Here is a 24622-nt window from a genome sequence, read left to right as displayed (position 1 = left end):
TTATTGGTAAGGTTTTAATAAAACATCGATCTCATCATAGCCGCAAGGGTAATTTACCCCGGCTGTCGACGCGCCGGCTTTGAGGAGCGCGGCCACGGCATCGGGCGAACGCCGCCTTGTCCAATAGGATTGGGTACTGGCCCTTACGGATAGCATCATTGGCGTGTCCCCGTTGGCATCCGGCACATGAACTGCCGCGCCATTGTCTATCAGTAATTGAACCACTTTTGGGTAATTGTGCCAGGCCGCGACATGGATGGGCAGGCTGTTCGGCGGCGTCCCATAATAACCGTCGCCTTCCATGTAGGGCGCATTGACCGGAAGGCCGAGGTCCAGCAATAATTTGGTACCGGTAACGTTACCCCCGGCGCTGAACTTGGCTAGCAACGTTCCGGCTATTTCCGTTAGCGCTTGTTTAAGTTCTTTGGTCGCGAGTGTCCGTACCTGGTCCTCATCGCCCAACGCACAGGCGCAGATCAGTTCATCCGTGCCTTCCAGTTTAAAATCAAAACCACGTTCTTTGATCATTTCCAGCACATCCGCACGCCCTTCACTTGCTGCCCGCGCTATCGCGGTCAAGCCATCATCGACCAGGTAAGGATCAGCCTGGTGATCCAGCAGCAGCTCGAACATATCGGGGCCGTTGATCCTTTCCAATGCGTGGTGCAGGGGGTACCAGCCGTGTTTGCGGCTGCCATTCGGATCAGCGCCATGTTCCAGGAGATATTTGGCGCCCTGGTAATCGTGCCAGTCATGTTTGCGGACCAGCATCATAGACAGGTTTTCTCCGGTCAGCCTGCCCGTATCCACTACGACCTTTAGCGCCGCATTCTCCCAGGTTTCCGGGGAGTGGTAACAAACTTCTTCATCATTGACGTCCGCCCCGCGATCCACTAAGAGCTGCGTCAGGCCGCCGTGTTGGACAACCCCCGCGGCACCATAGAGCGCGGTCTCGAATTCCCCCTTGTTCCAGAAGCCGGCGCTGGGGTCTGCGCCCGCGTCCAGCAGCATTTCAGCGGCTTTTAAAAAACCGTGTTCCGGGCGTTTTTTCAGCCGCAGGTATTTCGACAAACAGAGGTAGACCAAAGCGGTTGCGCCATAAGGGTCAGCGGTCGCCATGGCGTTATTGTGATCTTCGGCCAGGTAATGCGCCACGCTTTCCTCATCCCCTAAAATAGCGGCGGTAAAGATATCGCCGGAATTGAGCCGGGGGTATTTGACCAGCAGTTCGTCCGCTTCGTCTGCGGTTCCATGCCAGATGGCGGCGCCGATAAATGCCGACCTGGCCTTTAGGTATTCTTCGCTATATTTTTTTATTTCAGTCATTGTTTTTTGAAAAAGCTACTCTAAAACCGATGCAACCGTCAAAGCTATCCGGCGGGATCTCATAACGTTTGGTATTGGTGCAATGAATGGCCCCGTTATGGTGGCAGCCACCGCGCAGCACTTTATTACCGGTCGGGACCTGATAAGCGCTGCCGTTTTTGGGGATGAGGTTCGTGTCCCGGACAAACCAATCCTGGCACCATTCCCAGAGATTACCGTTCATATCATATAAACCCAGTTGATTGGGTTGTTTCAGGGCTACCGGATGGGCAATCGTTAACTTATCGCGGTTCTTTAATTGCGTTATGATGGCCATGTCCTTATAAGGCCCGGCATTGCCTTCAAACCAGCCGGATTCCGCCATATTGTTGCTACCGGCAAAATGGAAGCCGTCCCGCCAGTGCGTACCGCCACGGGCGGCGTATTCCCATTCGGTTTCGGTGGGCAGGCGGAACGAAGCTTTTTGTTTGTATTTTTCGTTCATCTTTTCCATAAAAACCTGGCAATCATCCCAGGAAACATGCTCGGCGGGCTGCTGGTTGCCTTTATACATAAAGCGGCTGCCGTCTTCATCCATGATATAGTTCCAAAGTGACTGGGTGGTTTCAGTTTTGGCGATATAGAAATCAGGGATTTGTATCTCCTGTTCGCCGCCGAATATAAACGGGGTTTCCCTTGTACCGCTGACCTGGACCATTTCAAGCTGGTGTCCGGTTCCGTTATATGTAAAAGGAAATCGCCGGTTTTTCATTTAGTTGATATTTTGACAAAAACGCAGGGTGTTGCCGTCCGCGTCTTTCACGTAAAATTCCCGCCGCCCCCAGGTCTGGTCGGTCGGCCCTTGCTCTACCGGCGAGTTGGGTTTATCGTTATCCAGCCCGCGGCTTTTGTATTTGGCGAACAGGCTGTCGACATCCGGCACATAAACGTAGGCGACCGAGCCGAAAAGGCGTTCGCTTTCATGGGTGGTGATCTGGAACTCCATTTCTTCATGGCCAAGATCAACAACGGGTGAATCGGGGGTATCCTCCGGCCAGGTCATTCGGAAGTCCAGTACTTCCGTATAATGTTTGATCGCTGCCCGCATATCGCGGACCTTGAATAAAGGGATGAATTGCATATCCTAAGTTAATAAGGTAAATGTTCAAATGAAAATATCCGGATACTTGGCCGGAAAAGCTACGTATCCTGCGTGGTGCGGAAAGCCTGAGCAGTTAATAAGGGCACCTGTTTACTGACATGGAGCGCACAGGCCAGTTCAATATCCGCTTCGAACCCGCGTTCCGCCAGTTCGCGTCCGGAGATACATTCCCGGATCAGTTCCGGCAATTGCGTTTTTGCAGTGGTAAATAGCTGCAGCGCGGCCTGGCTTTCGGGTGAAAGGCTGCCCTGGAGGCCGGCAATGACCGCTCCCGCACCCAGCTGGTCTTCGAGTGCCGGCCGGAGGCTTCCGTCTGCCCATTGCTCACCGGCCGCGATGACACTGACGCGGTTGCCGATGGTCATCGCATAGGCGGCTACCGCGTCGGCGTTGCGGAGACAAGCGCAAAGGGTCGGTACGTTGCCGGTGGCCAGCGAAAGGGTGGAACCATTCGGCGAGGGTAAGACGATCTTTGCCCCTATGGACAAGGTGGTCAGCGAAGTAGGTGAAAGGGAATAGCCGCCGGTGTATTTGCGTTTGAAGTCGGCCAGGATCGCGCCTTTTGATTGGGCAAAAGTAACTGCGCTTTCGTCTTTCCAGGGATAGGGAAAAACTTCCGCGCCCCGGCTGACGGCGATATCCACGCAGGTGGAAAAGGAAAGCACATCGACAATGATGATCACATCGGAGACCGGCAGCAATTGCTCCAGGCCGCGCAGCCCCCATTCGGCCTTGATCTCATAAGCTGCCTGATCGTACATCATGGCTGTTCCTCCCTGCTCTTTTGGAACGCCATCAACAGGCTGACCACGCAAATGAAGAACATGACACCCTTGACCGAAACGACGACGACCGGCGACACGGGTGCCGGGTCGGGTTTGTCCAGCGACTGCAACTGCCCGAAAAAACTGTAAAAGCTCAGCCCGGTGGCAAAACCCCAGGCACCGGCTAAATAACGCTGACCTCCGGCACGGTATTTCCAGACCTGCCAGGCTCCGAAAATTAAAAAGCTGCCGATCAGGTAATCATCGAACCAGGCGATAAAGTAATGCGGATCGGCCATTTGGTGCCAGCGCCGGACGGTTTCCAGGGCCGGCGTGATGATCCCGCCGGCAAAAGCGATAGCGGCGCTCAGGCGTAGCGCGGTCCATGGATTTTCGGCTGGATTTTTCATGCGGTCATTTGATATGGTCATTTCTTTTCCCGTTTAACCAGGACCAATAATTGATCAAGATCTCCTTTGATGATAAAGGTCTTTAATTCCAGTATTTTAGTTTCATGCGGACCCAGGTTGACCGCAGGATCAGCATGCTGGCAACTCCGCTCGGGGTTGGTCCAAAGGTTACCGGTTTCCCTGGTATAGGTGGCTGCTATCCAGCGTTTGTCATGCGACAAAGTAGCGATGAACGGCATGTCCGCTTTCTTAGACTTGTTATACCTCGTGATCCCGTCTTCGTCTTTTTGTACCGGAACGGGGTTAACCGGCCAGGTATAAGAAACGAGGTAGCGGCAGGGCAGCCATTTCCCGAGCCCCATCGTCAGGCGCTGGGGCGTTTCCGAGGCCAGGAGTTCAAACCCATTAGGATGATGAACGTAGGTACGCTCCAGCAAAGTGTCTGCGAAAACGGCGTATTGTTTGACGCAGGTGACGGCTTGTAAGTTCTGGTAAGCACGGCCGGAGTGATTGACGAATTGGTAAGTATACCGCAAACCATCTTTTTCAAGGGTGACGCGGGCGGTGAGGGTTACTACGCTGTCTAAATTACTTTCATAGCTGATGGTATTTCCGGTTAGGGTCCATTTGGGCATCGTTCTTTTGTTACTGGTACCCAGGGAAACAAGATAAAGGTGTTCTGTCTGGTTGTTTTTTAAGTTTAACCCGGTGACATGTTCCGGAAATTCCACCTCGATACCGCGGTCTGTCGGAGGCTGTCCCGGCAGCAGTACTTTTAGTAAGGGGTAAGTTCTGTTGATCACGGTTACCGTTAACCCGTCGGCCCTTTTCAGGCTTAAGGCGGGTTGCGCATTGGCGATGCCGCCCGCCATTAACAACGCTAAGATCAGATTGAGGCTGCTTTTCATTTTTCTGCTATAAAACCTAAAATATAACCGTCGGGGTCAGCGATATAAAATTCTTTGCCGTAAGGCATTTCCCGTAGGGGCTGGATGATCGTTAACGATTGATCTTTGAAAGTTTCAAATAGCGCCCGGACATCTTCGACGGCAAAAACCAGGTCGAGGTGTTCGGCCTCGCCGCTTTGTACGGGCTTGCCCAATTTGAGATGTATACGATGCGCCTCGTTGCGGATACCGGCGTAAAAATCCTCGTACCGGAAATCGATCTCAAAGCCCAAATGGGTCGTATAGAAATCCAGGGAGCGTTCGAGATCGGTGACCAGCAACAGCGGGCTCATTTGTTTAATTTTCATAGGGGCCTTGCAAAAAATAAACGGTAACCGTTGGGGTCGGTAACGGCAAAACCGCGAAGATTATCGGTATTGTTCCGCAAATCCTGGTAAAATTCAACCCCTTTGGAACGGAATTCTTCAAATAAAGTATCCGGCTCAGCTACGCCGATATGCGCGTCCCAGCCCGCCCAATCATAGCGGGTATGGTTGGGTATTGGTTCGCCGCTGGCTTTCAGCATGAGCGATACGGGCCCACGGCCGATCATTGCAAAATAAGGATCATATCCTTCTTCTTCAGCGATATAGAGTACTTCAAAACCCAGTTTTTGCACATAAAAATCAACCGATTTTTGCAGGTCGGCTACGATAAAAAAAGGCGAAACAAAAAGTAGATCGGACATGGACACTAAAATAAAGATATGTGCGCTTAAAACCGAATTTCAGGATATTTAGCCGGAAAAACTACGTAACTGGCAGCGCGGGTTTCAGCAGCTTTTGTATCGTCTGTCCCAACAGCAGATCACTATCGTTACCGCCGCGGTGGAGCCCCATGAAGCGGGAAGTCCGACCTTTTCCAGTACGCCGACCAGGCAGCCATGGCTTTGGCGGAACTGAAAACAGGATTGCTTTGATGATCGGCCAGCGGGGTTAAATAACTGTCCCATTTCAACTGTTTGGGTTTTATTTTTTTGAGCAACTCGGTCATCGCCTGGAAACTGGCCCGGATGTGGGCATTTTCCTTTTCACCAACGCTAAAGAAAAGATAACTTTCTTTGGTCATGGGGTGGCGGCGCAGGCTGTCCCCCAGCGTGTTGATCAGCAGGTTATCGAAACGCCAGGCGGGCGCACTATAACAAAAACGGGCGTTAAACAGGCCGGGCTGCTCCAGCAGCGTATAAAGCACGAATAAACCGGCCCGGGAATGGCCGCTGATGGTTTGATAGCCCGAGGTCCGGTAACTGCTGTCGATCAGGGGAATCAATTCGGCGCGGATGAATTCCAGAAAGCGGTCTGCTTTGCCAAGCGGGCTGGTAGCGTCTACGGTATCCGTTGGCATAAACGGGGGCGTTTGGTCCCTTTCCCGGCTGTTTTTCGCATTCAAAATGCCTACAGTGATACATTCCGGTAAAGTCCCTGCCGAAGCGAAAGTAAATAGCCGGTCAGCCAGGTCAAAATCCAGGGTGCCCCCATCCAGCACGTACATGACCGGGTATCTTTTCTGCGTTTCCTTGGTATAGTTCAAGGGCAAATGAACGACGATCCTTCTTTTCTCCTGCAGCGCTTTGGCATAAAGTTCGGTCAACACTAAACTGTCTGTACGGCTGCTTTTCTGCGCTTTCCCGACAGACACCGATGTGTACAGGATGATCAGGGCCAGGATGAATTTTTTCATATTTTTTTGATGCCAAAGCTAAGGGCAGTTTGGCAGAAAAACAGCCGACATTCCTGCGACATTCTTGCGCCATGGTCAGAAAAGCAGGGGTAGCATCCGGTAAAGGCCCGGCGCTTGCTTTTGCAGCAGGAACGCCGAAGCGATCACGACGATCAAATAAAGCGACAGCATCAGCAAGTAGGCGGCCAGTAAAGGGGAAGCATGGCCGATGAGGTGAGCGCCGGTGAGGTCGTAATAGGCCACCTGGGTAACTACCAGCACAAAGGCCGTCAACACCAGCCAAAGGATTTGAAAACTCATCATCCGTTTGCCCATACCATCAATGACCCGGTCTTCGTGGTGGACCCGCCACAGGAGCCAGGTGATCAGCAGGGGTAATACGGGCAACAACAGGATAGTAAAGCCGGCTGCGTTCATCCGGAGCAGGACAGGTGCGGGGTTGACGGTCACCACAGGGGACTCCCTGCTCTCCAGCAGCTCGTGCAGGCTAAGATCAAGCTGGCCTGCCAGGGTTTTCAAGGTGAAGGCCCTGGGCGCGGCACGGCCGCTTTCTATTCGCTGGATCGTCCGAAGCGATATGCCGGACCCGTCGGAAAGCATTTCCTGGGTCATTCCTTTTCGCTTGCGATATGCCGCTATCTTTTCGCCTGTTGTCATGGGTGAACTAAATTATAAAATTGTCAGCAAAAACCAAAGGCTTAGCCTATTTACTGTGCCGGCCTTCCGCCTGGTGTAAAGTGGCCAGGCAACTATCCAGCGGCTGGCCTTGTTTATAAATGCAATCGCAGAAAACTACGCAAGCTGCGGGGTTTTTGCTGGAAGCACATTGATTGCGGCACTCGGCTTCCGAGTTACCAGGCACGATCTCATATAAATAGAAAGTACCGATGATGATCAAAGCCACCACGGCCAGGCACCCTCCAAAAAAGAAAAACCGGAGTCTTTTATTGACAGGCCGATATAAGGCGGGAGGCGGTGTTCCTGCCGATGATAAAATCGGTTTTAAACGGTCATAGTCCCAGATTAATAAAAACAAAGAGGCCAATACCATCATCGTGACCAAGCGGGTACCGTCAAAACGGGTCGCATAAGTGAGTACACCAATATTAACGATAATGGGAAAATAGAGCATTGCACCGAGAAGAGATGTTCTCGGGATCAGCAATAATATAGCGGTGATGATCTGGGCAACTCCAATAAAGGTATAGTAATAGCCAGTGAGCTGTAAGGCATCGAAGTAATGTCCTAAAGGGTTATTGTGGGGCAGGCCGGCGGCGAACCTTTCACCTATTATTTTAGTATAACCTGCTATCAAAAAGCTCGCGGCTAAAGCGAAGCGGCAAAACACCACAAAGCGTTTCAACCATTGGTCAGTTTTGGCCTCCTGGTAGAGTTCTTCCAATCTATTCATTTTTTTTACGCGGGATAATTTTGCTGAGGATAAAATGAAGAACTATGGCTACGATGGACAAGTATAAAGCACCGGCTAATCCCCGGATGGGTGGTGCCGGGTCAGGATCGTTTAAAATTTGTGGCAGGGGACCTAATAAAACGAGTTTAACCGGATAGATGATAGCAGCTAAGGTACGCTTCCAGGCTATGGGTGAATGAGTTCCGGCGAACCAATCGCCGTTTACGGGTTGCAGCAGTAAATTAGTGACCATCATAAAGGCAAACGCCGATGCGACAAAAATGATCACAAATCTTATTCTGGAGATCTTCATTAGTTGTAAAATTTAATCTATTGTTTTAATTTGCTTTGGTAAAAACGCCTTCGCCCTGGGGGCGCTTAATGGTCATTTGTTTTTTCGCCGCATCGAATTCAACGGTAACGCCGGGCGCAAGCTTGAATTTATCGCGTGCGGTTGCTTCCAGCGGGATCGTCCTTCCGCCATTCTCAATGGAGATGGTTGCGCCGGTCCTGATCACGGTCATTTTCGCGGGCGTTCCGGCTATTACATATACGCCAACATAAGTGTCGAGTATCTCCGGGCTGACCTCCAGCGCTTCAAACGTCTGCACCTGGTACGGCTTGTTCCAGTAGATGTCGAAAACAGCGGCGATGATATCGGCTACCGGGTAGATCTTGGCGTTGGTCGTATACGCCATGGCCAGTTTTTCGGTGGGTTCATAGGCCAGCCATGATCCCGAAACATTACTACCGCCGGTATGCCCGTAAAGGGTTCTGCCGGCGAAGGAAAAGGGTTCCATGCCCATACCTTCCCCATCACGCATCATTTTCATGCGGTCGAGACTGCTTGGAGCAACCAGTTTCCCGTCGAACAGTGCCTGTATGAATTTGGCCATATCCGCTGGTGTGGAAACGATGGCCCCAGCACCGGCCGGAACGCTGAAATCCATCTCCGGTGCTTCCTTCCAGGCACCCAGGTACCGGTAAGAAAGGCATTCGTTATGATCGACGTTGGTGTTACCGACACCCAGGTAAGTATCTTTCAGGCCTATCTTAGCCGTGATTCGTTGCCTGAGCGCTTCCTGGTATGGTTTTCCGCCGGCTTTTTCTACGATATACCCTAAAAGCACATAGCCGGAGTTACTGTACAGATGCCGGCTATCCGGCTCAAAAAGTGGTTCGCCTTTGGCCATAGCGGCAATGACCTCTTCATGTGTCCTGGCCTGCATCCGCCAGCCGTTCTCAACGGTCAGCTCGGGGATACCGCTGCGGTGGTTAAGGATCTGTGCAATGGTGATCTTGCTGGCATTCGGGATCTGCGGGAAGAACTGATCCAGGTGGTCGTCCAGCCTTAATTTCCCTTCCTCAATCAGCTGAAAGATCATTACGGCGGTATAGGTTTTGGTGATCGAGGCGATGCGGTACCTGGTCGCTTCGGTCAGCGGCTTCTTGCTGGTTTCCGTGATCTGGCCGTAGCCGAAAGAGCGGGTATAAAGGATTTTTCCGTCTTTGGCGAGGGTAATGCTGCCCATGCCCTGGTTCTTTTCCAGGAGGCGGTCAAACAACAGGTCGAGTTTGGCTTTGTCGAGGGTTTGGGCATAGCTGCCGGTCAACATCGTCATGAACCATAACGCCAATAAGATATTCTTATTCATTGCAGTAATTATTAAAAGTACTTTGAAGTACAAAGTTAGATAAAAACACTTTGCATTTCAAAGTACCTATTAAAATAATTTTTAATTCGTTTTTTATTGCTGTTTTTCAGCGTGAATGATAAGATCACTAAAAAATCCTTCGGTACCAAAATCCACCCAAAGCCCGATAGCACCTGAATTGTTGCTCCCTAATCTTAAATCGTTTATAACGAGACAAGGCTGGCTATTGCCATTTAAAAACAATTTTGCGCCGGCATCCTTTACAACTATCTTCAGTTTTATCCATTCATCGAGGCCCATATCCGCATAAGACTCGTAGACACCAGGCGACTCAGCTCTCAAGCGACTGAATGGATAATCCGGATAAGAGAAGTACTGCGTGGAATGATTGCGCCTGAGTTGATCATCGGCTCTTCCGTTGGTTGGCCGGATATAAATGCCTTCAAACCGGCTGTTATCCTCATTAATCCGGAAGGCCACGCCGATAAATCCACGTGCGGTGCTAAAAGTGTGATCGAGCAATCTACTCAATATTTTTACTTCAATGGTTCCATTCCTGAATTCTGAACTTTTGAATTTGACGAACGTTGGACTATTGGGTTTGGCGATAGTCGAATCTACGACCACCCTGATGGCCCTTTTGCCCTGTATGAGCTGTGTCCGCATCGAAACACCTATTGGGGTACCTTTGTCTGTAAGCAAGCCAGTGAGTTGTGCTTGCGATACCTGCGCATTGCTTAATATTAGCAAGCAGCAGAGAATTAAAACGGCGTTTAAAAATTTCATGTCAGAAATGGATTATGTGCTAGGATTGTTTTTTGTGAGGTAACGATTGTAATCCGGCAGCGGGAAAATGACTGATTATTCGGTGCGCAAACTTTTTACCGGGTTTGCAACAGCTGAACGTATGGTTTGAAAACTGATTACCAGCAATGCAATAGTTAGTGAAAGCAAACCTGCCGCTGCAAATATCCACCAACTTATTTCAGCACGATAAGCAAAATCCTGCAGCCAGAGATGCATGATATACCAGGCAACAGGTGAAGCGATGATGACCGCAAGCAGTACCAGTTTAATAAAATCCTTCGACAGGAGCAGTACGATACCCGTTACCGAAGCGCCCAGCACTTTCCGAATACCGATCTCCTTGGTTCGCTGGGCAGTAGTCAGCAGCGATAGACCTGACAATCCCAGGCCTGCAATCAGGATGGCCAGTGCCGCAAACAGGCCAAACACTTTACCGAACAGGTAATCGTTGCTGTATTGCCGGTTGAATTTTTCATCCAGGAAATAGTAATCAAAAACATTTCCTGGGAAATACCTGGCATAGGCTTTCTGAATGGCTTCAAGGGTTGCGGGTAATTGCCGCGGATCCACTTTTACAGAGAACTGGCTGTAATGCCCCTGCAGGGTAGGCAACAGCAACACCGGTTCTAACCCACTTTTCAATGATTTCTGATGAAAGTCAGCCACAACACCAATGATATCCCAGGTGCGATTAAATGCCGTTACCGATTTTCCGACCGCTTCCTGCGGTGATTTAAAAGCCAGTTGCCGTAAAGCGGTTTCATTGATGATCAGCGTATGTACTTTTGCCAAATCGTTGTTATAATCCAGGGAAGAAAAATTCCTGCCTGCCAGGAGTTTCATCTGGTAAAGATTGATGAACCGCGCGTCCACACCCATATTGGTCATGGTACCCTGGTTATTCATCGCCATATCCGTCCGGTTTACATTATTGATCTTGCCCAATTCATCCCCCGGTATCCGGCCGGAAACGGAGGCGCCTTTCACATGCGCAAGCTGTTCTACGGTATTGATAAATCCGTCGGCATTGGTCATGAAAGCATTACCCTGGTTACTGAGCACCGGTTTACGTAAGATGATCATCTGCTCCATATTATATCCCAGCGATTGCCCGGTCATGAACCGAAGTTGCCGGTATACCACAAAAGAACCGATGATTAGTAATATGCTGATGGCGAATTGTGCGGTTACCAGGCTTTTCCGGAGAAATACCCCGGAAACAGACCGCGTAAACGTTCCCTTCAATACTTTTAGCGGGTGATAGGCCGAAAGGACAAATGCCGGATAAAAACCGGATAACAAAATACCTGCAACTGAAAAAAGTACAAAGAGGAGGGTAATACCGGTATCTGCCGTTTGTTTTGAAAACAACATACCGATAGACAGGTCGCGGTTCACCAGTTGGTTAAACTCATGTTGGAACAACAGTGTAAGGATAACCGCTAAGATGACTGCCACGATATTTATCAATAGCGCTTCGGTCAGGATCTGTTTGATCAACTGCAGCCTTGATGCACCGGCTACTTTCCTTACACCTACCTCTTTTGCTCTTTCCAGTGACCTGGCGGTAGATAAATTGATATAGTTCATCCAGGCCAGTACCAGTATGAACAACGCGATCACCAACAGACTCCAAACAATACGATAATTGCCATTTTTACCGATCTCATATTCAAAATCGGAATAGAGATAAGCTTTTCGCAAGGGCTGCAGGGAAAACACTTCTTTGATACGGGCTGCTGCGGCTTTGGGGAAATATTTTTTAGTCAGTACTGCAAGCTTACGTTCTACTGTTTCAGGATCGGCACCTTCCTTCAACTGAATGTATTGCCAGAAAGAAGGTTGTACAAAATCATAGTCGGCAGCGGTGAACCGGTTGTTGCCTGTATTGCTGTAGAGTGAAATATAAGATAGCAACAGATCGAAGTGTAATTGGGAATTAGCCGGTGCATCCTTGCAGATACCTGTTATTTTATAAGGCAGAGAATCCGTATCGAATACAAGCGTCTGCCCGAGCAATGACCTCGGTTCTTTGACGCCCAGCTGTTCCCTCGCCATTTTTTCCGAAATAATGATACTATTGGGTTCCCGTAAAGCAGTCTGCCTGTCACCCGCCAACAGTGTGTAAGTAAACATCGAAAGGAAAGATGCATCCACCGCAATAGCGCGCTGGTCTGCTATTTTCTTATCAGCCCAGGAGATAACCTCGACGCGGTAAGGGGTCACACGGCAGTATTCCGCTACTTCAGGCAACTCCTGTTTCATGGCCCTGCCAATTCCGGAATAGGTCATGGGACTGTGCTGTACCCGCACACCCTGTTGGTATCGGTCATTTACCACCCGGTACAAGCTATTCAGTTTTGTATGGAAATGGTCAACACTCAGTTCCTCATTTACATACTGGATGATCAGGATACAGGCGCATAAACCAATAGCAAGTCCTGAAACCGAAATAAATGAAAAGAATTTGTGTTTAAGCAGGTTTCGCCAGGCAAATTTGAGGTTAATATTAAACATAAAGTTGCGGTTAAATTTCTGATGGTACCACTTCGGCGTGGTTTCCTGGTTCGAAATTACGGGCGCAAAACGTAGATGATGTCCCAAGTTATAAGATGGGAGTTCTTTTTCCAGACCTATCTTATATTCGGCCGGGCTTTTCCCGGTCATCTCCTTAAAAATGCGGTGAAAGGTGCTTTTTGAGTTAAAGCCGGCATCATACGCGATGCCCAGTAGACTGAGGTGGGCATAACCGGGATCTTGCATCCTCCGGATCACATCCGCAACGCGGTATTCATTAACAAAATCGTTAAAGCTTTTCTTAAGCGTTGTATTAATAATTCGGGACAATTCATGGGGGCTTAAGCCAAGCTTTTCAGCCAGTGAGCTTAAATTGAGTTCCGGGTCCTGATAATACGCATTGGATTTCATAATGTTTTTCAACCAGTTACCTTTTTGCTTCAATTCTGCCGACGATACCGGTCTTGGAAACGAAGACGCTTCTGCCGACATGCCAGTCTCCGGCCTCAAAAAAGCGACCACTGAAATCCAGATCATCATGATCGCTAAAAGCAGGTAAAAAGGATAGTAAGTCTGCAATCCTGACGGGTGATGGTAATAAAAATAATCAACGCTGGTATAAGGTATCCACATGAGCCACAGCAGGCCGAAACCCGCCAGTAAGCGATGCAGCCAGCGCCACGCAAACCGGTACCGGTCATTAACGCTGTTGAATTCCTGTTGATTATAAAAGTGTTCAAACAGTCCGTGACACCAATACAGGTAAATGAGTATCGAAACTGCCGCCAGTAGCTGCAAAACCGGGTTCATTTGCCGAAAGATCAGCGTATCATAAGTTGCCGCGCCCGTTTTAATGCCCTCCTTGATCTCTAAAACCAAAATCCCCTGTTGTATAACCAATGGGCTGAAATGCAGCAAGTCCTTCCAACGGAGTTTATACCGTGGTCTGGTCATTTTGAGTACGTAAAAATAGATAAACGGGCCAATTGCGAGCGAAAATTGCAGCGGCAACCAACTCCAGCGGGGAAAGTAAGCCCCCAACCGGATGTCAGAAGCCAATACCCAAACCAACCACAAAACGATGGTGAATAGGGCCAGGCCAAGAAACCAGTTTGCAGTACGGTTGATCCTTTTGGTCAACCATAGCAGCAGGGTAAAAGTCAGCCCGATAAATATCGCCCCCAGGAAGGCGAGGTCATAGGGGCTAATATGAAAAGTATATGCGTTCAACTGATTTTATCACTTCCAATTTCCTGTTCCAAATTACTAAATTCTAATATAAAGTAAATTACGTCTCAATTGCACTAATTATCTGTCATCATACCGGACATCAGTACGTTCGGTTTTAAATGGCAAATAAAGAATGACCCTTGTTTGCAGAATCCTGAACTGGTGGAACGTTTCAATATCAGTCTCCGGCTGGATGCTTTCCTGACGCCTTATAGCTATATCGATGAAGCGGTCAGCACCGGTGCGTACCAACAGCTGCAAACCTCCCGCTATCAGAACCAGAACCTCCGGCTCACGCTGGCTTACCGGTTCGGTAAAAAAGAGATCAGGTCACCGCGGGTGAGGCAGGCGGATCAGCCGGACTGAGCCGGATGGCCAGGATCTTCCGGGCAGCCGCGTCGATCAGTCTTTGTTCCAGTCCCACGCCGTGGTAGGCGCTGCGTAAATAAAGCTGGTCCAGTTCGCCGGAACAGGCCGGCAGCCCTCCGCGCTGATGCGTTTTTCCCTGGGCAAAACCGACCAGGTCCCCCTCCTTGTTGGCGATCACGAGGCAGAAAAAGGTGCCGACAGTGACTGTCAATTGTTGCTGTTCTGCCTTAGTAGGATTCCGGACGTTTCCGCGCGTTGCTGAACGGGCTAAGTTATAGAGTTCCGCTAAAGCCGGGATATCCGTAACGGCCGCTTCCCGGATGGTCAGTTCTTCCCGCCCTTCCGGGCTTCGTTCTGCGGGTCGCGGGCTGCCTTGCTTTGAATGACGTATTACCGCGAACAAGCTACGGATCAGGGCAGTAAGGCTACTTTTCATGACCAGGGGTTTAGATAAAAGACGTTTTTCTTTCACATAGGTTACAAACCTGCTTGGTTTTCGGATAATTAGCCGGAAAAGCTACGTAACTGGCAGATTTCGGCGGTTAAATTTCCCGGGAATGTTTTTTAGCTTTGGTTTCATGAAGTATTTGGGCCCGGTCTTCCAGCGACGTTACCTGTTCCACCTGATCGTTTGGCTGGTATACGGCGTGTACAACCTGATGAATGTGGAGGACTATATCCGTAAGCAAGGCTGGCTGTTCGCGCTGCCGCCACTGGCGATCTCGGTCTTATTACTGGCCATGCTGATCTATGTCAACGCCTTTCTCCTGATCCCCAAACTGCTGGATAAAAAAAGGATCGCCCTTTACCTCATCGCGGTATTAGCCTTAGTCGTCCTGAATACCTGGCTGAAAGCCTTGAGCAAACAACACTATGATAGTATCATTTGGCCCAAGGATCTCATGCCCCTGCGGGATTACTTTAAATGGAACCTGTTCGACAGTTTCTGGTCTATTTTGATCTCGACGCTGTTGTTGTTCAGCCTGCGCTGGAGCCGGCAGCAGGACCGCGTCAAAAATATCGAGGTGGCACAATTGCACAGCGAATTAAAATACTTACGCGCCCAACTCAATCCGCACTTTTTATTCAACGGGCTGAATACCATTTATGGCACCATTGATATCGAAAATACCCAGGCCAGGGATATCCTGGTACAGTTCTCCGACCTGCTGCGTTATAATTTATACGAAGCGGATGTGGACTGGATCACTTTGGATAAGGAAGCGGTTTATCTGGAGAACTATGTGGCGCTGCAACGGGCGCGCAGTGACAGCAACTTATCCATTGACCTGCAAATAACCATGACCGACAAAACGGTACTGGTAGCCCCGCTCATCTTCGTCGCTTTTGTCGAAAACGCCTTTAAGTACAGTACACGGGATGATCAGCAGGCGAACAGCATTGCGATTAGCTTAACGCAAACCGCGGGGCAACTCGTATTTGAGTGCCGTAATTCCTACGAGGTACAGGACACGGGCCGTGAAGGTATCGGCCTGGGCAATGTGAAGCGGCGGCTGGAACTGCTTTATCCCGGCCGCCATACGCTGGACATTAAGCAGGCCGATGGTTTTTACGCCGTTCACTTAACCCTGGCGACATGAAAACCTTGCGCTGCCTGATCGTGGATGATGAACCCGTGGCCCGCAAGGTGCTGCGGGAATTTATTGGCAAAACCGCTTTCCTGGAGCTGGCCGGCCAGGTGGAGAACGTGGCGAAGGCCGAAGCGTTTTTACGGCAAAACGAAACGGACCTGATCCTGCTGGATATCGAAATGCCCAAAAGGTCCGGCCTGGAATGGCTGAAGCAAACGGAGGTCAAGCCTATGGTGATCCTGACCACCGCCTTTCCCAGTTACGCTTTGGAAGGCTATGAACTCGATATCATCGATTATCTGTTAAAACCGATCGCTTTTGAGCGCTTTTTAAAGGCAGTCCAGAAAGCAGCGGAATATGCCGACAGGCGGCGGACGAACCTGCCCGGTGCCTTTGCCGCCAGTTTATTTATCCGCAGCGAAAAGCGGATCGAAAAGATCGAATTAGCGGCTATTTTATATGCTGAAAGCACGGGTAATTACATCAACATCTTTACCGTTGAAAAAAAACTGGTCGCCTACCTGACCTTAAAAAGCTTGGAAAGCCAGTTGGCACCGCAGGAGTTTATGAAGGTCCATCAATCGTTTATTGTCAATCTTTCCCGGATAACAGCCATTGAAGGCAATCAGGTCATCATCGGTGATAAAGCTGTCCCCGTGAGCCGGGCCTTCCGGGACAAACTGATGCAGGTCGTGGAACAGCGCTTATTGAAACGCTGATCACCAGCTTGATTATCCGGTTAAAACCCTATCTTTAAGTATGGTCCTGCAAGTAACCCGTACTGCTTTAGCTGAAATTTTACCTTTACGTGAGCTGTATCTCCAGGAAATGAATACGCAGATCAGGTACAATGCCTGTCATGAGCGCGGCTGGTCAACCGTATATGCTTTAACAATCAACCTTGTTCCTGTCGGCTATGGTGCGGTCAAAGCGCAGGATACCACTGAGCGCGATTGCATCTTTGAATTTTATATCATACCGGCTTATCGGAGTTTGGCCTCCCGTTTTTTTAAACAACTTATTCAGGTGGCTACCGCAAAATATATCGAGTGTCAAAGCAACGACAAGATATTGCAGCCTCTGCTGTATGAGTTTGCCGGCGAAGTCACCGCGGATGTGATATTATTCAGTGACCAGGCGGTGACCGCTTTAGCTGTACCAGGAATGGTTTTCCGGCCCAGGAAAGAAGACGATCAGCTTTTTGAACATCGGTCGGAACCGGAAGGAGATTTTGTGATCGAATTTGGTGGGAAGATCATCGCCACTGGCGGGTTTTTACTACATTATAACCGGCCATTTTCAGACCTGTATATGGAGGTAGATCCCGGCTACCGGAAAAGAGGGGCCGGCAGTTTCCTTTTACAGGAAGTAAAAAAAGAATCCTACCTGCGGGGAAGAATACCTGCGGCCAGGTGCGACAAGGATAATGCGGCTTCTAAAGCCACTTTAGTAAAAGCCGGGCTCCGTATTTCAGGATCGATGTTAGCCGGTGTAATCAAAGGAGTTAACCCATGAAAAGCTTGTTTTTGATTTTACTGGTCCTGCTAACGGTTATTCCTAACCGGGGTTTCGGACAGACCATATCTTCCTCGCTCCCTAAAAAAATCAGTGCGGCGGAAAATTATTTATTCTATTTGCATGGCGGTGTAGTGACCGAAAAAGGAAACAATGGTATTACCGCAGCCATGCCGCAGTGGGGGCCATACGAGTATTTCAATATTTTAGATTCGCTGCGCAGCCGCGGGGTACATGTCATCAGTGAAAAAAGAGCGCATGGGATCAATGACCAAGTATATGTGAACAAAGTGGTCAAACAGGTTGACTCCCTGCTCCGGGGGGGTGTACCTGTACGGCACCTTATGATTGTCGGCGCTTCGGCGGGATCCGCCATCACGCTCAGCGTTGCCGAAACATTAAAAAACAAGCAAATGAATTATGTGATCATGGGCGCCTGCTGGCCGGACACTTATCAAATCTACCAAAACGTGCGGCTACCCGGTCATTTTCTTTCCATTATCGAACAAACCGATCCGCATTGTACCTGTTCCGCGATCTTTAGCCCGAGGCCAGAGGTCAGCAGCTTTAAAGAAGTTGTCCTTCACACCGGGCTCAGCCACGGGTTTTTATTCAAGGGATACCAGGCATGGATCGACCCGGTGATGCAATGGTTTAACCGCGCAGATTAAAAACGATACGGCTGGCCGCACATCATCAAAAACCGTCGATTTTTCACGCAAAGCCGGCTAACTATCAGAAATACTTGTTGCCTCCCCGCACGCGGTTAATTTTAAGCAAAATTATGAAAAACAGACGTAACTTTTGTTTGGGGCTGGTACTGGCGGCGCTGATTTCCCTGAACTTTAGCGCGGGTGTACTCCGTTCCCGGCCAGCGGGCGGCCCGGAAGATGAGCGGGCGATCCGCGCGCATATTGACCGCATTTTCCAGGCTTATATCGCTAAAGACGAAGCGCAGGTCAGGGCCCTGCATGCCGCTAACTGGCGCGGCTTCCTGACTTATTCCAGAAAGGTGCTAAGGGGCATCGATGACTATATGGCGGCGGCAGCAAACCAGGGCGGCTTGAACAAGCAAAATACCTGGCACCTCGTAGGGTACAAAATGCTGGAATATGACCTTGTTTTTCACGAACAGACTGGCATCGTGACCTATATTGCAGAACTGTCCTGGGAGGACGGCGCAACAAAAGGTTCCTATCAGCTCAGGTCTATGGATATTTATGGGAAGCAACAACAGGGCCAATGGACGCAGCTCGCCTCCAATATTTGTGCCCTGCCCGCCGAGAAAGTGGAACCGGAGCCCCTGGAAGACGAACGGTTTAAAGATCAGTTCCAATGGCCGCAGCATCAGTAAGATCGGCTTAGGAACGGAATAAAATACGCTATTGGGCTTACCCTAAATTTGCGCTATTTTTATTTGAAATAGGGCTATACAGGACATGAAGAGTTTATACCAGCAACTGCTGGATGCCGCTGATACCGGCACCAACTATTCGCATGGCCGTTTACTTTATCGCCGTTCCTTTGACTGAGGCCCGTTGCTTGTTGGTCAGGTCATGAATAGCCAGATCAAGGCTATCCTGATGGAAAACAAAGCGGAGCTGGTAAAGATTGATCCTGCTGAGCTGATTGTAATCCACGACCAATTGATGGCCTTCCCACTGGCTTTTAACCGCGACCGGCAAACCAAATTGATGTTCAGGGGATAATTGATATTGGCCGCCCCAGCCGATGGGGTGCACTTCTTTGGCGCCATCTGTGAAATGAATGACGAGCGCGCGGGCCTTATTTCTTTTTTCAAACCGAACGGTCTTCCACTCCAGGTCATTTTTTTCTAAATGAAAAGTCCTGTTTAACATATTAGCGGAAAAACCATTTTTAGCGGGGCTTTGGGGGCCGGGAGACCGAATGGTTTTGAGCAGTGCTTTTAAGTCCGCGCTATGATCTTCATTTTTAGTATACGACTTGATCGATTCCAGGACGAGGTTATCCATTTCTCCCGCATCAAATCCGCCGCCGGTCGTTACGATGACGGTATTTTCAGCTTTCAGCACAAACAAGCGCTGGCCACCCCTTCCCAGTGCCTGGATCTCGTCGGGATTCTCCCTATCCAGCCACCAGCCGTAGCCGTAGGATTCCGTGCCGTGTATATAGTACAGGGGTTTTATTTTATTCAGCCATTCCTTTGAAATGAGCTGCCGCCCCTGCCATTTGCCATCATTCAGGAGCAAACAGCCAATCCTGGCCAGATCGTAAGGGCGCATATGCAGATCGCCCCAACCATGATTAACGCCTTTGCTGTTGGCTTCCCAATAGGTTGGCCCAAATTGTAAGGGGCCGAACAGGTATTGCCGCGCAAATTCATGGCAGGTCATTTTGGCCGTTCGTTGAAGGATCTCGGCCAGCAGGTAAAAATTACCGCTGCAATAGGCGAAATTTCCCCCGGGTTCCGAAACAAAGGGTAGCGAGAGCATGTACTTTACCCAGTCAGTACCCTGCTGCATCTGCTCCAGTTCTTTTTCATGGTCATCCCAGCTGCATTGTAAACCGGAGGCCATATTCAGCAAGTCCTTTATCTTTAGTTTTTTTAGCTGTTCATTGTTTACGGGATACTCCGGGAAATAGCTCAATACTGGCTCCTCTTCATTTTTAATCAACCCCTTATCGATCGCGATACCGATCAACAGCGACATGATGCTCTTGGTCACCGAGGCGATATCATGTGCATAGGCCGGTTGGAAGGGATAAAAACTGGCATCCAGGACGATATGATCATTTCTGATCACCAACAGGCTGTGGATATTCGTATGATCCAGTTTAAGCTTGTGAATGCCATCGATCAGTGTCGCAGCATTCATGCCTTGTGTTTCCGGGGAAGAGACTGGCCACGGGATATTTTTCTGCCCGTAGCCCATCGTCAGGATCAAAAGGAAGCCAAACAGGAGAGGGTATTTTTTCATGTGCGGAGCTTTGCTGCCCATGAAGTTAAGTGTTAAAACTGTAAAAATGAAATCCCCGGATATTGGTTTGTCATTTTTTTAGAGATGGCTTTTCCCGAGGCAACAGCTATTTTTTCATGGTGTTTTGCCGGGTGTTTACAGGAAAATAACAAGAATCATGCCGCCACTAAAAACCGGGACAAATCGCTAAATGGTGTTTATGAAAAAAATATTACTCATCCTTGGCTTTTTAGCGCTGGTGGGCAGCGGCTACAGTCAATCCAAAAACCAGCTGCTGGTCAAAGCGTATTACCGCGCTGATGAGCAGAAGGACTGGAACCTGTTGAAATCAATTTTAAGCCCCGGTTTCCGGTTCTGCAGCCCCGTTGACGATCATATCAGCCTGGAGACCCATCATGCCCGGTGCTGGCCGAACTGCCAAACACCAAAAAGTCGACCTGGAAAAAGTGATCATGGGAAACGGGGATGCCTTTGTGACCTACAATGGCTATACCAATGATGGCCGGGTCTTCCGGAACACGGAATATTTCCAGTTCAAAGATGGCAAGATCACCGGGTACGACTGCTATTTTGGGCCGGGTGTGAATTTTCCGAATAGCGGAAAAAAATAAATCCGGGATGAGCCATACACCAACTCGTATTTGAGCTGTACAGCAATGAGAATGTGCGAAAAAAAATCCAACTTTGATGTCAATGGATATTTTAAAATTAAGTACAGATTGGGCCAGGGCAGAGGTGTTTTCCGCCAAAATAAGTTTGCTGTTGAGCCTGTTGTTTCTCTTAGCAGCGGTCGGCTTTGGCCAATCAGGCAAAACGGCTATGGCCAGGGCTTTTGTTTGGCCCATGCTGGTGGCCGGTGTAGTCATGATCGCTGTGTCGGCAGGTTTATGTTTTGCCAACAAACCCCGGATAACACAATTTGAAACCGCTTATCAAACCGATGCGAAAGCATTTGTCCGGACGGAAATACAGCGTACCGCCAAATCGCAGCATGACCTGGCATTGGTTTTCAAGGTGCTTCCCCTGATCATTATGGCAGCCGCCTTGCTGATCATCTTTGTCAATACACCCACCTGGCGGGCTGTTGGCATCACGGCCATTGCCTTGATGGCGGTATTAATGCTGATCGACAGTAATACGGGGGCAAGAAACGCCGAATATCACCAAACTTTAGTTGCCGGAAAACCATGAACGAAAAAATAATGCCGGTAACACGGATTTTGGAAGACAGTTTTGTGTATTCCTGTACCTATGAGCAGCAATACAGCAGCTATGAACAGTTTATCCCCTATCACGTTTTGTCTTTTCAATTTTCGGGGGAAACCCATATCCAGCATCAAAACGGCAGGCTGGTCTTAAAAAAGAATCAACTCCTGTTGACCAAAAAAAATCAACTGGCCAAATCGGTCAAAATCCCGGCCGCAGATAAGGTATACCAATGTATCTCGGTCATCCTAACGGATACCACTTTGCGGCAATATGCCTTAGCCAATTCTATCCACGAAGTCAAAAATTATACCGGCGAAAAAAATCTTTTACTCAAACCGGATACCTTGCTGAAAAGCTATTTCCAATCACTGTTGCCCTATGTGGAGGAATTTGAAAAAACCAATAAAAAACTGGCGGCTATTAAAACCAATGAAGCCATTGAACTGCTCCTGCATTTAGACCCTGATTTGCGGTACTTTCTATTCGATTCTTCAGAACCCTATAAGATTGACCTGGAAAAATTCATGTTGCAAAACTATCATTACAATGTGCCGGTAGCACACTTCGCGAAACTCACGGGAAGAAGCCTGGCCGCATTTAAACGAGATTTCAGCCAGGTTTTTCAAACCCCGCCGCGCAAATGGTTACAGGAAAAAAGATTAGCAGAAGCTTATGAGCTTATCCGTCAAAAAAAGCGGAAACCAATAGATATCTATATGGAGTTAGGTTTTGAGAACCTTTCCCATTTTTATACTGCTTTCAAACAAAAATTTGGCGTAACGCCGGCCAGCATTCCATAACCTTAAAAAAACTAACCCATGAATACCGAACAACAATTGCAGCAGGCAGCCGACAGGCTGGCCATTCGAAACCTGGTAGACCAATATGCTTATTGTGCCGACACCCGTGATGCACAAGGGCAAATGGCGCTGTTTACCGAAGATACCAGTTTTATTGTTTTCATGGATGCTCAATCAGCAGAACCATCGCAGGTGATCCATAACCGGGCCGACCTTTTTCCGGTCTTTGATAACCTGAATACTTATCGGGCCACCATGCATTTTAATGGTCAAAGTACCGTGCTGGAACTGAACGATGACACGGCAACCGGTATTGCCTATTGCATTGCGCATCATCAAACCATCAAGGACGGGGTTCAAGCACTGATGATCGCCCATATTAAATATCACGACCGCTTTGTAAAGCAAAACGGGAAATGGCTCTTTGCCGAACGTAAGCTCATGGTGGATTGGATAGAAAACCGGTAGCGCTATGCGCAAAAAGACATGGTGGCAGCCGCCAGCCCGCTTCGAGGACCGGCAAAATGAGCGCAGGATCAGCTGGCTGGAGCTGTTTTACGACCTGGTTTACGTCGCGTGCATCGGGCAGGTCACCGCGATAGGTTGAATGTGACGAAAGTTCAATTAAAGGCGGCAATCAATGCCGTTGGCCCTTCCGCTAAGACCGTTGAAGCGTATTTGAACCGGAAAAAAATATAGGTGTCCCGATCCGAACGCCCTGAAACAAAGGGGACGGCACCTTTCCTGCCATCCCCTGATCAAAATTCCAGCATTGAAATGATCCTGATGCGTAACCACTTAGGCCCAAACGGACAGAATGGCGCCCATGACCAACATGGCGATCAGCCAGAAAGCATTATCCAAAAGCCAAAGCCCCCAGGGTTTTTTCTCATAAAGCTTGGTGCATAAAGTTACAGGCGCTACAAATCCCAGCCAGGTGAAAAAGGCGGCGGTGAGCCCGCAAGACAGACCGCTTTCTTTATGGTAGGTTTGGGCAAAGATGATCGAATGGTCCAGCACATAGGCCATGACAAAGCAGGCGATCAACACCAGTACAATGTTCAGGGGGGCTGGTTTCATGTCGGTAACGCCCGTGAGCCGCTGCCATAATTTACTAAAGATCGCGCCATACCAGATGGCGGCGATCATGTAGCTGGCAATCGCTGCTGCCGCTACGGCCAGGTAATTGATAGGAACTTCCATAATCGGGATTTAAAGGGTTGATAGGGGTTAAATTAATCCGGGTGAAAAACTGCGTGTTATATCCTTGATAATTAAGGGTTAAAGCTATAAATTTATGAACCAAATTTAATAAAAAACTATTCCTGCCGGAAAAAAAGCGATGGTTATTCTGGTGCTTTTGATCAAATGATGCCGGATGGAGCGAAAGCAGCTAACAATGTTCCGGGTATAATTAAAATGCCATTTCGCGCGAATGGTGAGCAAAATAACCGGGAAATAAACAATGCAACCTGTTTTTCGTTTAAAAGCAATATGTTTATGAACTGGCGGCCCATCCGATGGACGAAACCGATATGAACCTCGAATTAGATTATTACAGCGTACTTTTCAAAGAAAGCCCCTGCCCGATGTGGATATTGGATAAGGAAAACATGCGGTTCCTGGAGGTCAACCAGGCGGCGGTCGAACAATACGGCTACAGCAGGGATGAATTTTTGGCGATGAAACTGCCGGACGTCCGGGTGGATGGCGAGATCCACCGGGGTATGAAACTGCGCATCGTCCTGGATGCACAGACAGCCGGCGGATTTTATGACCTGGGCAACTCCTGCCACCGGCGGAAAAACGGGGAAACTTTTTACGTCCATGTGTATTCACAGGCCATTCAGGTTAACGATAAGGATGCTGTCCTGGCTTACCTGATGGATGATCATGAACGGGTTTTGGCGGCGCTGGAAAACAGCAGGTTATTGGAAACCGCGTTGGAAGACCAAAAAAAACTGAAGCAGCAGAACGAACAGCTGAAGGAGATCGCCTGGATACAATCCCATAAGGTCCGTTCACCGGTCGTCAATATCCTGGGCCTGGTCCAGCTGCTCAATTACCCCGATGATGCCGATGAAGATCAGAAAATCATTATTGAGGGCATCAAAAAATCCGGGGACCGGCTGGATGCCATCATCAGGGAGATCGAAGCAAAAACCAGGGATAGCGAAAGTATCATTAAGTCCTGATGCCGTAATTACAGGATAACCGATCAACCATTTGTTCTACCAATTTTCCTGCCTGATATGATTTTGGCAGATAGCCTGAAAAAATAAAGGCGCT

At 49.1% G+C, this 24622-nt stretch carries 30 protein-coding genes; 12 read left to right on the top strand and 18 right to left on the bottom strand.

Features of this window, described 5'->3' with window-relative positions:
• The 16 genes from AC07M6_RS21690 to AC07M6_RS21615 form a co-directional block, all read right to left on the bottom strand.
• Positions 1–1326 carry an ankyrin repeat domain-containing protein gene (locus AC07M6_RS21690; RefSeq protein ID WP_494893095.1) on the bottom strand — a complete coding sequence of 442 codons (1326 nt, stop codon included), beginning with the start codon at positions 1324–1326 and terminating at the stop codon, positions 1–3.
• Entirely contained in the window at positions 1319–2077 is a 759-nt protein-coding gene (locus AC07M6_RS21685) for a formylglycine-generating enzyme family protein (RefSeq protein WP_494893093.1), read from the bottom strand. The genes AC07M6_RS21690 and AC07M6_RS21685 overlap by 8 nt, the downstream gene beginning before the upstream one ends.
• Positions 2078–2446 (bottom strand): VOC family protein, encoded by a 369-nt coding sequence (locus AC07M6_RS21680; RefSeq protein ID WP_494893092.1) that lies wholly within the window; start codon positions 2444–2446, stop codon positions 2078–2080. It abuts the gene before it with no gap.
• A 59-nt stretch (positions 2447–2505) separates the two neighbouring features.
• The gene (locus AC07M6_RS21675; RefSeq protein ID WP_494893091.1) at positions 2506–3231 is read right to left on the bottom strand and encodes a 2-phosphosulfolactate phosphatase; all 726 of its coding nucleotides are present in this window, start codon (positions 3229–3231) and stop codon (positions 2506–2508) included.
• Positions 3228–3641: a hypothetical protein gene (locus AC07M6_RS21670; protein ID WP_494893090.1), complete on the bottom strand. Its 414-nt coding sequence runs from the start codon at positions 3639–3641 to the stop codon at positions 3228–3230. The genes AC07M6_RS21675 and AC07M6_RS21670 overlap by 4 nt, the downstream gene beginning before the upstream one ends.
• Before the next feature lie 17 nt (positions 3642–3658).
• Positions 3659–4549, bottom strand: a complete 891-nt coding sequence (locus AC07M6_RS21665; RefSeq protein ID WP_494893088.1) for a hypothetical protein — start codon at positions 4547–4549, stop codon at positions 3659–3661.
• A complete protein-coding gene (locus AC07M6_RS21660; RefSeq protein ID WP_494893086.1) occupies positions 4546–4896 on the bottom strand; it encodes a VOC family protein in 351 nt (116 codons plus the stop codon). The genes AC07M6_RS21665 and AC07M6_RS21660 overlap by 4 nt, the downstream gene beginning before the upstream one ends.
• Positions 4893–5276 (bottom strand): VOC family protein, encoded by a 384-nt coding sequence (locus AC07M6_RS21655; protein WP_494893084.1) that lies wholly within the window; start codon positions 5274–5276, stop codon positions 4893–4895. Before AC07M6_RS21655 ends, AC07M6_RS21660 begins: the two co-directional genes overlap by 4 nt.
• A 128-nt stretch (positions 5277–5404) precedes the next feature.
• The gene (locus AC07M6_RS21650; protein WP_494893083.1) at positions 5405–6268 is read right to left on the bottom strand and encodes an alpha/beta hydrolase; all 864 of its coding nucleotides are present in this window, start codon (positions 6266–6268) and stop codon (positions 5405–5407) included.
• A gap of 75 nt (positions 6269–6343) precedes the next feature.
• Entirely contained in the window at positions 6344–6925 is a 582-nt protein-coding gene (locus AC07M6_RS21645) for a helix-turn-helix domain-containing protein (protein ID WP_494893081.1), read from the bottom strand.
• A 46-nt stretch (positions 6926–6971) separates the two neighbouring features.
• Positions 6972–7679 carry a hypothetical protein gene (locus tag AC07M6_RS21640; RefSeq protein WP_494893079.1) on the bottom strand — a complete coding sequence of 236 codons (708 nt, stop codon included), beginning with the start codon at positions 7677–7679 and terminating at the stop codon, positions 6972–6974.
• Positions 7672–7992, bottom strand: coding sequence for a hypothetical protein (locus AC07M6_RS21635; RefSeq protein ID WP_494893077.1), 321 nt, complete (start codon positions 7990–7992; stop codon positions 7672–7674). The genes AC07M6_RS21640 and AC07M6_RS21635 overlap by 8 nt, the downstream gene beginning before the upstream one ends.
• A gap of 25 nt (positions 7993–8017) precedes the next feature.
• The gene (locus AC07M6_RS21630) at positions 8018–9334 is read right to left on the bottom strand and encodes a serine hydrolase domain-containing protein (RefSeq protein WP_494893075.1); all 1317 of its coding nucleotides are present in this window, start codon (positions 9332–9334) and stop codon (positions 8018–8020) included.
• 93 nt (positions 9335–9427) lie between these two features.
• Positions 9428–10120, bottom strand: coding sequence for a hypothetical protein (locus AC07M6_RS21625; RefSeq protein ID WP_494893073.1), 693 nt, complete (start codon positions 10118–10120; stop codon positions 9428–9430).
• Between the two features lie 75 nt (positions 10121–10195).
• Positions 10196–13888 (bottom strand): ABC transporter permease, encoded by a 3693-nt coding sequence (locus tag AC07M6_RS21620; RefSeq protein ID WP_494893071.1) that lies wholly within the window; start codon positions 13886–13888, stop codon positions 10196–10198.
• Positions 13889–14213: 325 nt separating this feature from the next.
• Positions 14214–14729: a GNAT family N-acetyltransferase gene (locus tag AC07M6_RS21615; protein WP_494893069.1), complete on the bottom strand. Its 516-nt coding sequence runs from the start codon at positions 14727–14729 to the stop codon at positions 14214–14216.
• Between the two features lie 106 nt (positions 14730–14835).
• On the opposite strand from AC07M6_RS21615, the gene AC07M6_RS21610 reads away from it, so the two are divergent.
• The 5 genes from AC07M6_RS21610 (at position 14836) to AC07M6_RS21590 (ending at position 18718) form a co-directional block, all read left to right on the top strand.
• Entirely contained in the window at positions 14836–15858 is a 1023-nt protein-coding gene (locus AC07M6_RS21610; protein ID WP_494893067.1) for a sensor histidine kinase, read from the top strand.
• The gene (locus tag AC07M6_RS21605) at positions 15855–16568 is read left to right on the top strand and encodes a LytR/AlgR family response regulator transcription factor (RefSeq protein WP_494893065.1); all 714 of its coding nucleotides are present in this window, start codon (positions 15855–15857) and stop codon (positions 16566–16568) included. Before AC07M6_RS21610 ends, AC07M6_RS21605 begins: the two co-directional genes overlap by 4 nt.
• 40 nt (positions 16569–16608) lie before the next feature.
• Positions 16609–17364 carry a GNAT family N-acetyltransferase gene (locus AC07M6_RS21600; protein WP_494893063.1) on the top strand — a complete coding sequence of 252 codons (756 nt, stop codon included), beginning with the start codon at positions 16609–16611 and terminating at the stop codon, positions 17362–17364.
• Positions 17361–18035, top strand: coding sequence for a hypothetical protein (locus AC07M6_RS21595; protein WP_494893061.1), 675 nt, complete (start codon positions 17361–17363; stop codon positions 18033–18035). Before AC07M6_RS21600 ends, AC07M6_RS21595 begins: the two co-directional genes overlap by 4 nt.
• Before the next feature lie 113 nt (positions 18036–18148).
• Positions 18149–18718, top strand: a complete 570-nt coding sequence (locus tag AC07M6_RS21590) for a nuclear transport factor 2 family protein (RefSeq protein WP_494893059.1) — start codon at positions 18149–18151, stop codon at positions 18716–18718.
• Between the two features lie 151 nt (positions 18719–18869).
• On the opposite strand, the gene AC07M6_RS21585 is transcribed toward AC07M6_RS21590, so the two are convergent.
• Positions 18870–20345 carry a serine hydrolase domain-containing protein gene (locus tag AC07M6_RS21585; protein WP_494893057.1) on the bottom strand — a complete coding sequence of 492 codons (1476 nt, stop codon included), beginning with the start codon at positions 20343–20345 and terminating at the stop codon, positions 18870–18872.
• Between the two features lie 63 nt (positions 20346–20408).
• Here AC07M6_RS21585 and AC07M6_RS21580 point away from each other — a divergent pair, with 63 nt between their 5' ends.
• The 6 genes from AC07M6_RS21580 to AC07M6_RS21555 all read left to right on the top strand — a co-directional run bounded on the left by AC07M6_RS21580 (position 20409) and on the right by AC07M6_RS21555 (position 23032).
• Entirely contained in the window at positions 20409–20624 is a 216-nt protein-coding gene (locus AC07M6_RS21580) for a hypothetical protein (RefSeq protein WP_494893055.1), read from the top strand.
• Between the two features lie 95 nt (positions 20625–20719).
• Complete coding sequence (locus tag AC07M6_RS21575) at positions 20720–20935, top strand: nuclear transport factor 2-like protein (protein WP_494893053.1); 216 nt, start codon at positions 20720–20722, stop codon at positions 20933–20935.
• An 82-nt stretch (positions 20936–21017) separates the two neighbouring features.
• Complete coding sequence (locus tag AC07M6_RS21570; RefSeq protein WP_494893051.1) at positions 21018–21515, top strand: hypothetical protein; 498 nt, start codon at positions 21018–21020, stop codon at positions 21513–21515.
• A complete protein-coding gene (locus AC07M6_RS21565; protein WP_494893049.1) occupies positions 21512–22333 on the top strand; it encodes a helix-turn-helix domain-containing protein in 822 nt (273 codons plus the stop codon). Before AC07M6_RS21570 ends, AC07M6_RS21565 begins: the two co-directional genes overlap by 4 nt.
• Before the next feature lie 18 nt (positions 22334–22351).
• On the top strand, positions 22352–22801 hold the full coding sequence (locus AC07M6_RS21560) for a nuclear transport factor 2 family protein (RefSeq protein ID WP_494893047.1): 450 nt from the start codon (positions 22352–22354) through the stop codon (positions 22799–22801).
• A gap of 108 nt (positions 22802–22909) precedes the next feature.
• Positions 22910–23032 (top strand): DUF3606 domain-containing protein, encoded by a 123-nt coding sequence (locus tag AC07M6_RS21555; RefSeq protein WP_494893045.1) that lies wholly within the window; start codon positions 22910–22912, stop codon positions 23030–23032.
• A gap of 99 nt (positions 23033–23131) precedes the next feature.
• On the opposite strand, the gene AC07M6_RS21550 is transcribed toward AC07M6_RS21555, so the two are convergent.
• On the bottom strand, positions 23132–23536 hold the full coding sequence (locus AC07M6_RS21550) for a DUF1761 domain-containing protein (RefSeq protein WP_494893043.1): 405 nt from the start codon (positions 23534–23536) through the stop codon (positions 23132–23134).
• A 317-nt stretch (positions 23537–23853) separates the two neighbouring features.
• On the opposite strand from AC07M6_RS21550, the gene AC07M6_RS21545 reads away from it, so the two are divergent.
• The gene (locus AC07M6_RS21545) at positions 23854–24528 is read left to right on the top strand and encodes a PAS domain S-box protein (protein ID WP_494893041.1); all 675 of its coding nucleotides are present in this window, start codon (positions 23854–23856) and stop codon (positions 24526–24528) included.
• Positions 24529–24622: the final 94 nt, after the last annotated feature.

This window comes from Mucilaginibacter sp. GW821-FHT07H05 (genome assembly GCF_059418485.1).
This window is presented reverse-complemented; position numbering and strand designations above follow the sequence as displayed.

Bases quoted from the DNA above. Each gene is read 5' to 3' on its own strand.
- AC07M6_RS21690 (WP_494893095.1), bottom strand. From the start codon at position 1,326: ATGACTGAAATAAAAAAATATAGCGAAGAATACCTAAAGGCCAGGTCG.
- AC07M6_RS21685 (WP_494893093.1), bottom strand. From the start codon at position 2,077: ATGAAAAACCGGCGATTTCCTTTTACATATAACGGAACCGGACACCAG.
- AC07M6_RS21680 (WP_494893092.1), bottom strand. From the start codon at position 2,446: ATGCAATTCATCCCTTTATTCAAGGTCCGCGATATGCGGGCAGCGATC.
- AC07M6_RS21675 (WP_494893091.1), bottom strand. From the start codon at position 3,231: ATGATGTACGATCAGGCAGCTTATGAGATCAAGGCCGAATGGGGGCTG.
- AC07M6_RS21670 (WP_494893090.1), bottom strand. From the start codon at position 3,641: ATGAAAAATCCAGCCGAAAATCCATGGACCGCGCTACGCCTGAGCGCC.
- AC07M6_RS21665 (WP_494893088.1), bottom strand. From the start codon at position 4,549: ATGAAAAGCAGCCTCAATCTGATCTTAGCGTTGTTAATGGCGGGCGGC.
- AC07M6_RS21660 (WP_494893086.1), bottom strand. From the start codon at position 4,896: ATGAAAATTAAACAAATGAGCCCGCTGTTGCTGGTCACCGATCTCGAA.
- AC07M6_RS21655 (WP_494893084.1), bottom strand. From the start codon at position 5,276: ATGTCCGATCTACTTTTTGTTTCGCCTTTTTTTATCGTAGCCGACCTG.
- AC07M6_RS21650 (WP_494893083.1), bottom strand. From the start codon at position 6,268: ATGAAAAAATTCATCCTGGCCCTGATCATCCTGTACACATCGGTGTCT.
- AC07M6_RS21645 (WP_494893081.1), bottom strand. From the start codon at position 6,925: ATGACAACAGGCGAAAAGATAGCGGCATATCGCAAGCGAAAAGGAATG.
- AC07M6_RS21640 (WP_494893079.1), bottom strand. From the start codon at position 7,679: ATGAATAGATTGGAAGAACTCTACCAGGAGGCCAAAACTGACCAATGG.
- AC07M6_RS21635 (WP_494893077.1), bottom strand. From the start codon at position 7,992: ATGAAGATCTCCAGAATAAGATTTGTGATCATTTTTGTCGCATCGGCG.
- AC07M6_RS21630 (WP_494893075.1), bottom strand. From the start codon at position 9,334: ATGAATAAGAATATCTTATTGGCGTTATGGTTCATGACGATGTTGACC.
- AC07M6_RS21625 (WP_494893073.1), bottom strand. From the start codon at position 10,120: ATGAAATTTTTAAACGCCGTTTTAATTCTCTGCTGCTTGCTAATATTA.
- AC07M6_RS21610 (WP_494893067.1), top strand. From the start codon at position 14,836: ATGAAGTATTTGGGCCCGGTCTTCCAGCGACGTTACCTGTTCCACCTG.
- AC07M6_RS21605 (WP_494893065.1), top strand. From the start codon at position 15,855: ATGAAAACCTTGCGCTGCCTGATCGTGGATGATGAACCCGTGGCCCGC.
- AC07M6_RS21600 (WP_494893063.1), top strand. From the start codon at position 16,609: ATGGTCCTGCAAGTAACCCGTACTGCTTTAGCTGAAATTTTACCTTTA.
- AC07M6_RS21595 (WP_494893061.1), top strand. From the start codon at position 17,361: ATGAAAAGCTTGTTTTTGATTTTACTGGTCCTGCTAACGGTTATTCCT.
- AC07M6_RS21590 (WP_494893059.1), top strand. From the start codon at position 18,149: ATGAAAAACAGACGTAACTTTTGTTTGGGGCTGGTACTGGCGGCGCTG.
- AC07M6_RS21585 (WP_494893057.1), bottom strand. From the start codon at position 20,345: ATGGGCAGCAAAGCTCCGCACATGAAAAAATACCCTCTCCTGTTTGGC.
- AC07M6_RS21580 (WP_494893055.1), top strand. From the start codon at position 20,409: ATGGCTTTTCCCGAGGCAACAGCTATTTTTTCATGGTGTTTTGCCGGG.
- AC07M6_RS21575 (WP_494893053.1), top strand. From the start codon at position 20,720: ATGCCCGGTGCTGGCCGAACTGCCAAACACCAAAAAGTCGACCTGGAA.
- AC07M6_RS21570 (WP_494893051.1), top strand. From the start codon at position 21,018: ATGGATATTTTAAAATTAAGTACAGATTGGGCCAGGGCAGAGGTGTTT.
- AC07M6_RS21565 (WP_494893049.1), top strand. From the start codon at position 21,512: ATGAACGAAAAAATAATGCCGGTAACACGGATTTTGGAAGACAGTTTT.
- AC07M6_RS21560 (WP_494893047.1), top strand. From the start codon at position 22,352: ATGAATACCGAACAACAATTGCAGCAGGCAGCCGACAGGCTGGCCATT.
- AC07M6_RS21550 (WP_494893043.1), bottom strand. From the start codon at position 23,536: ATGGAAGTTCCTATCAATTACCTGGCCGTAGCGGCAGCAGCGATTGCC.
- AC07M6_RS21545 (WP_494893041.1), top strand. From the start codon at position 23,854: ATGGACGAAACCGATATGAACCTCGAATTAGATTATTACAGCGTACTT.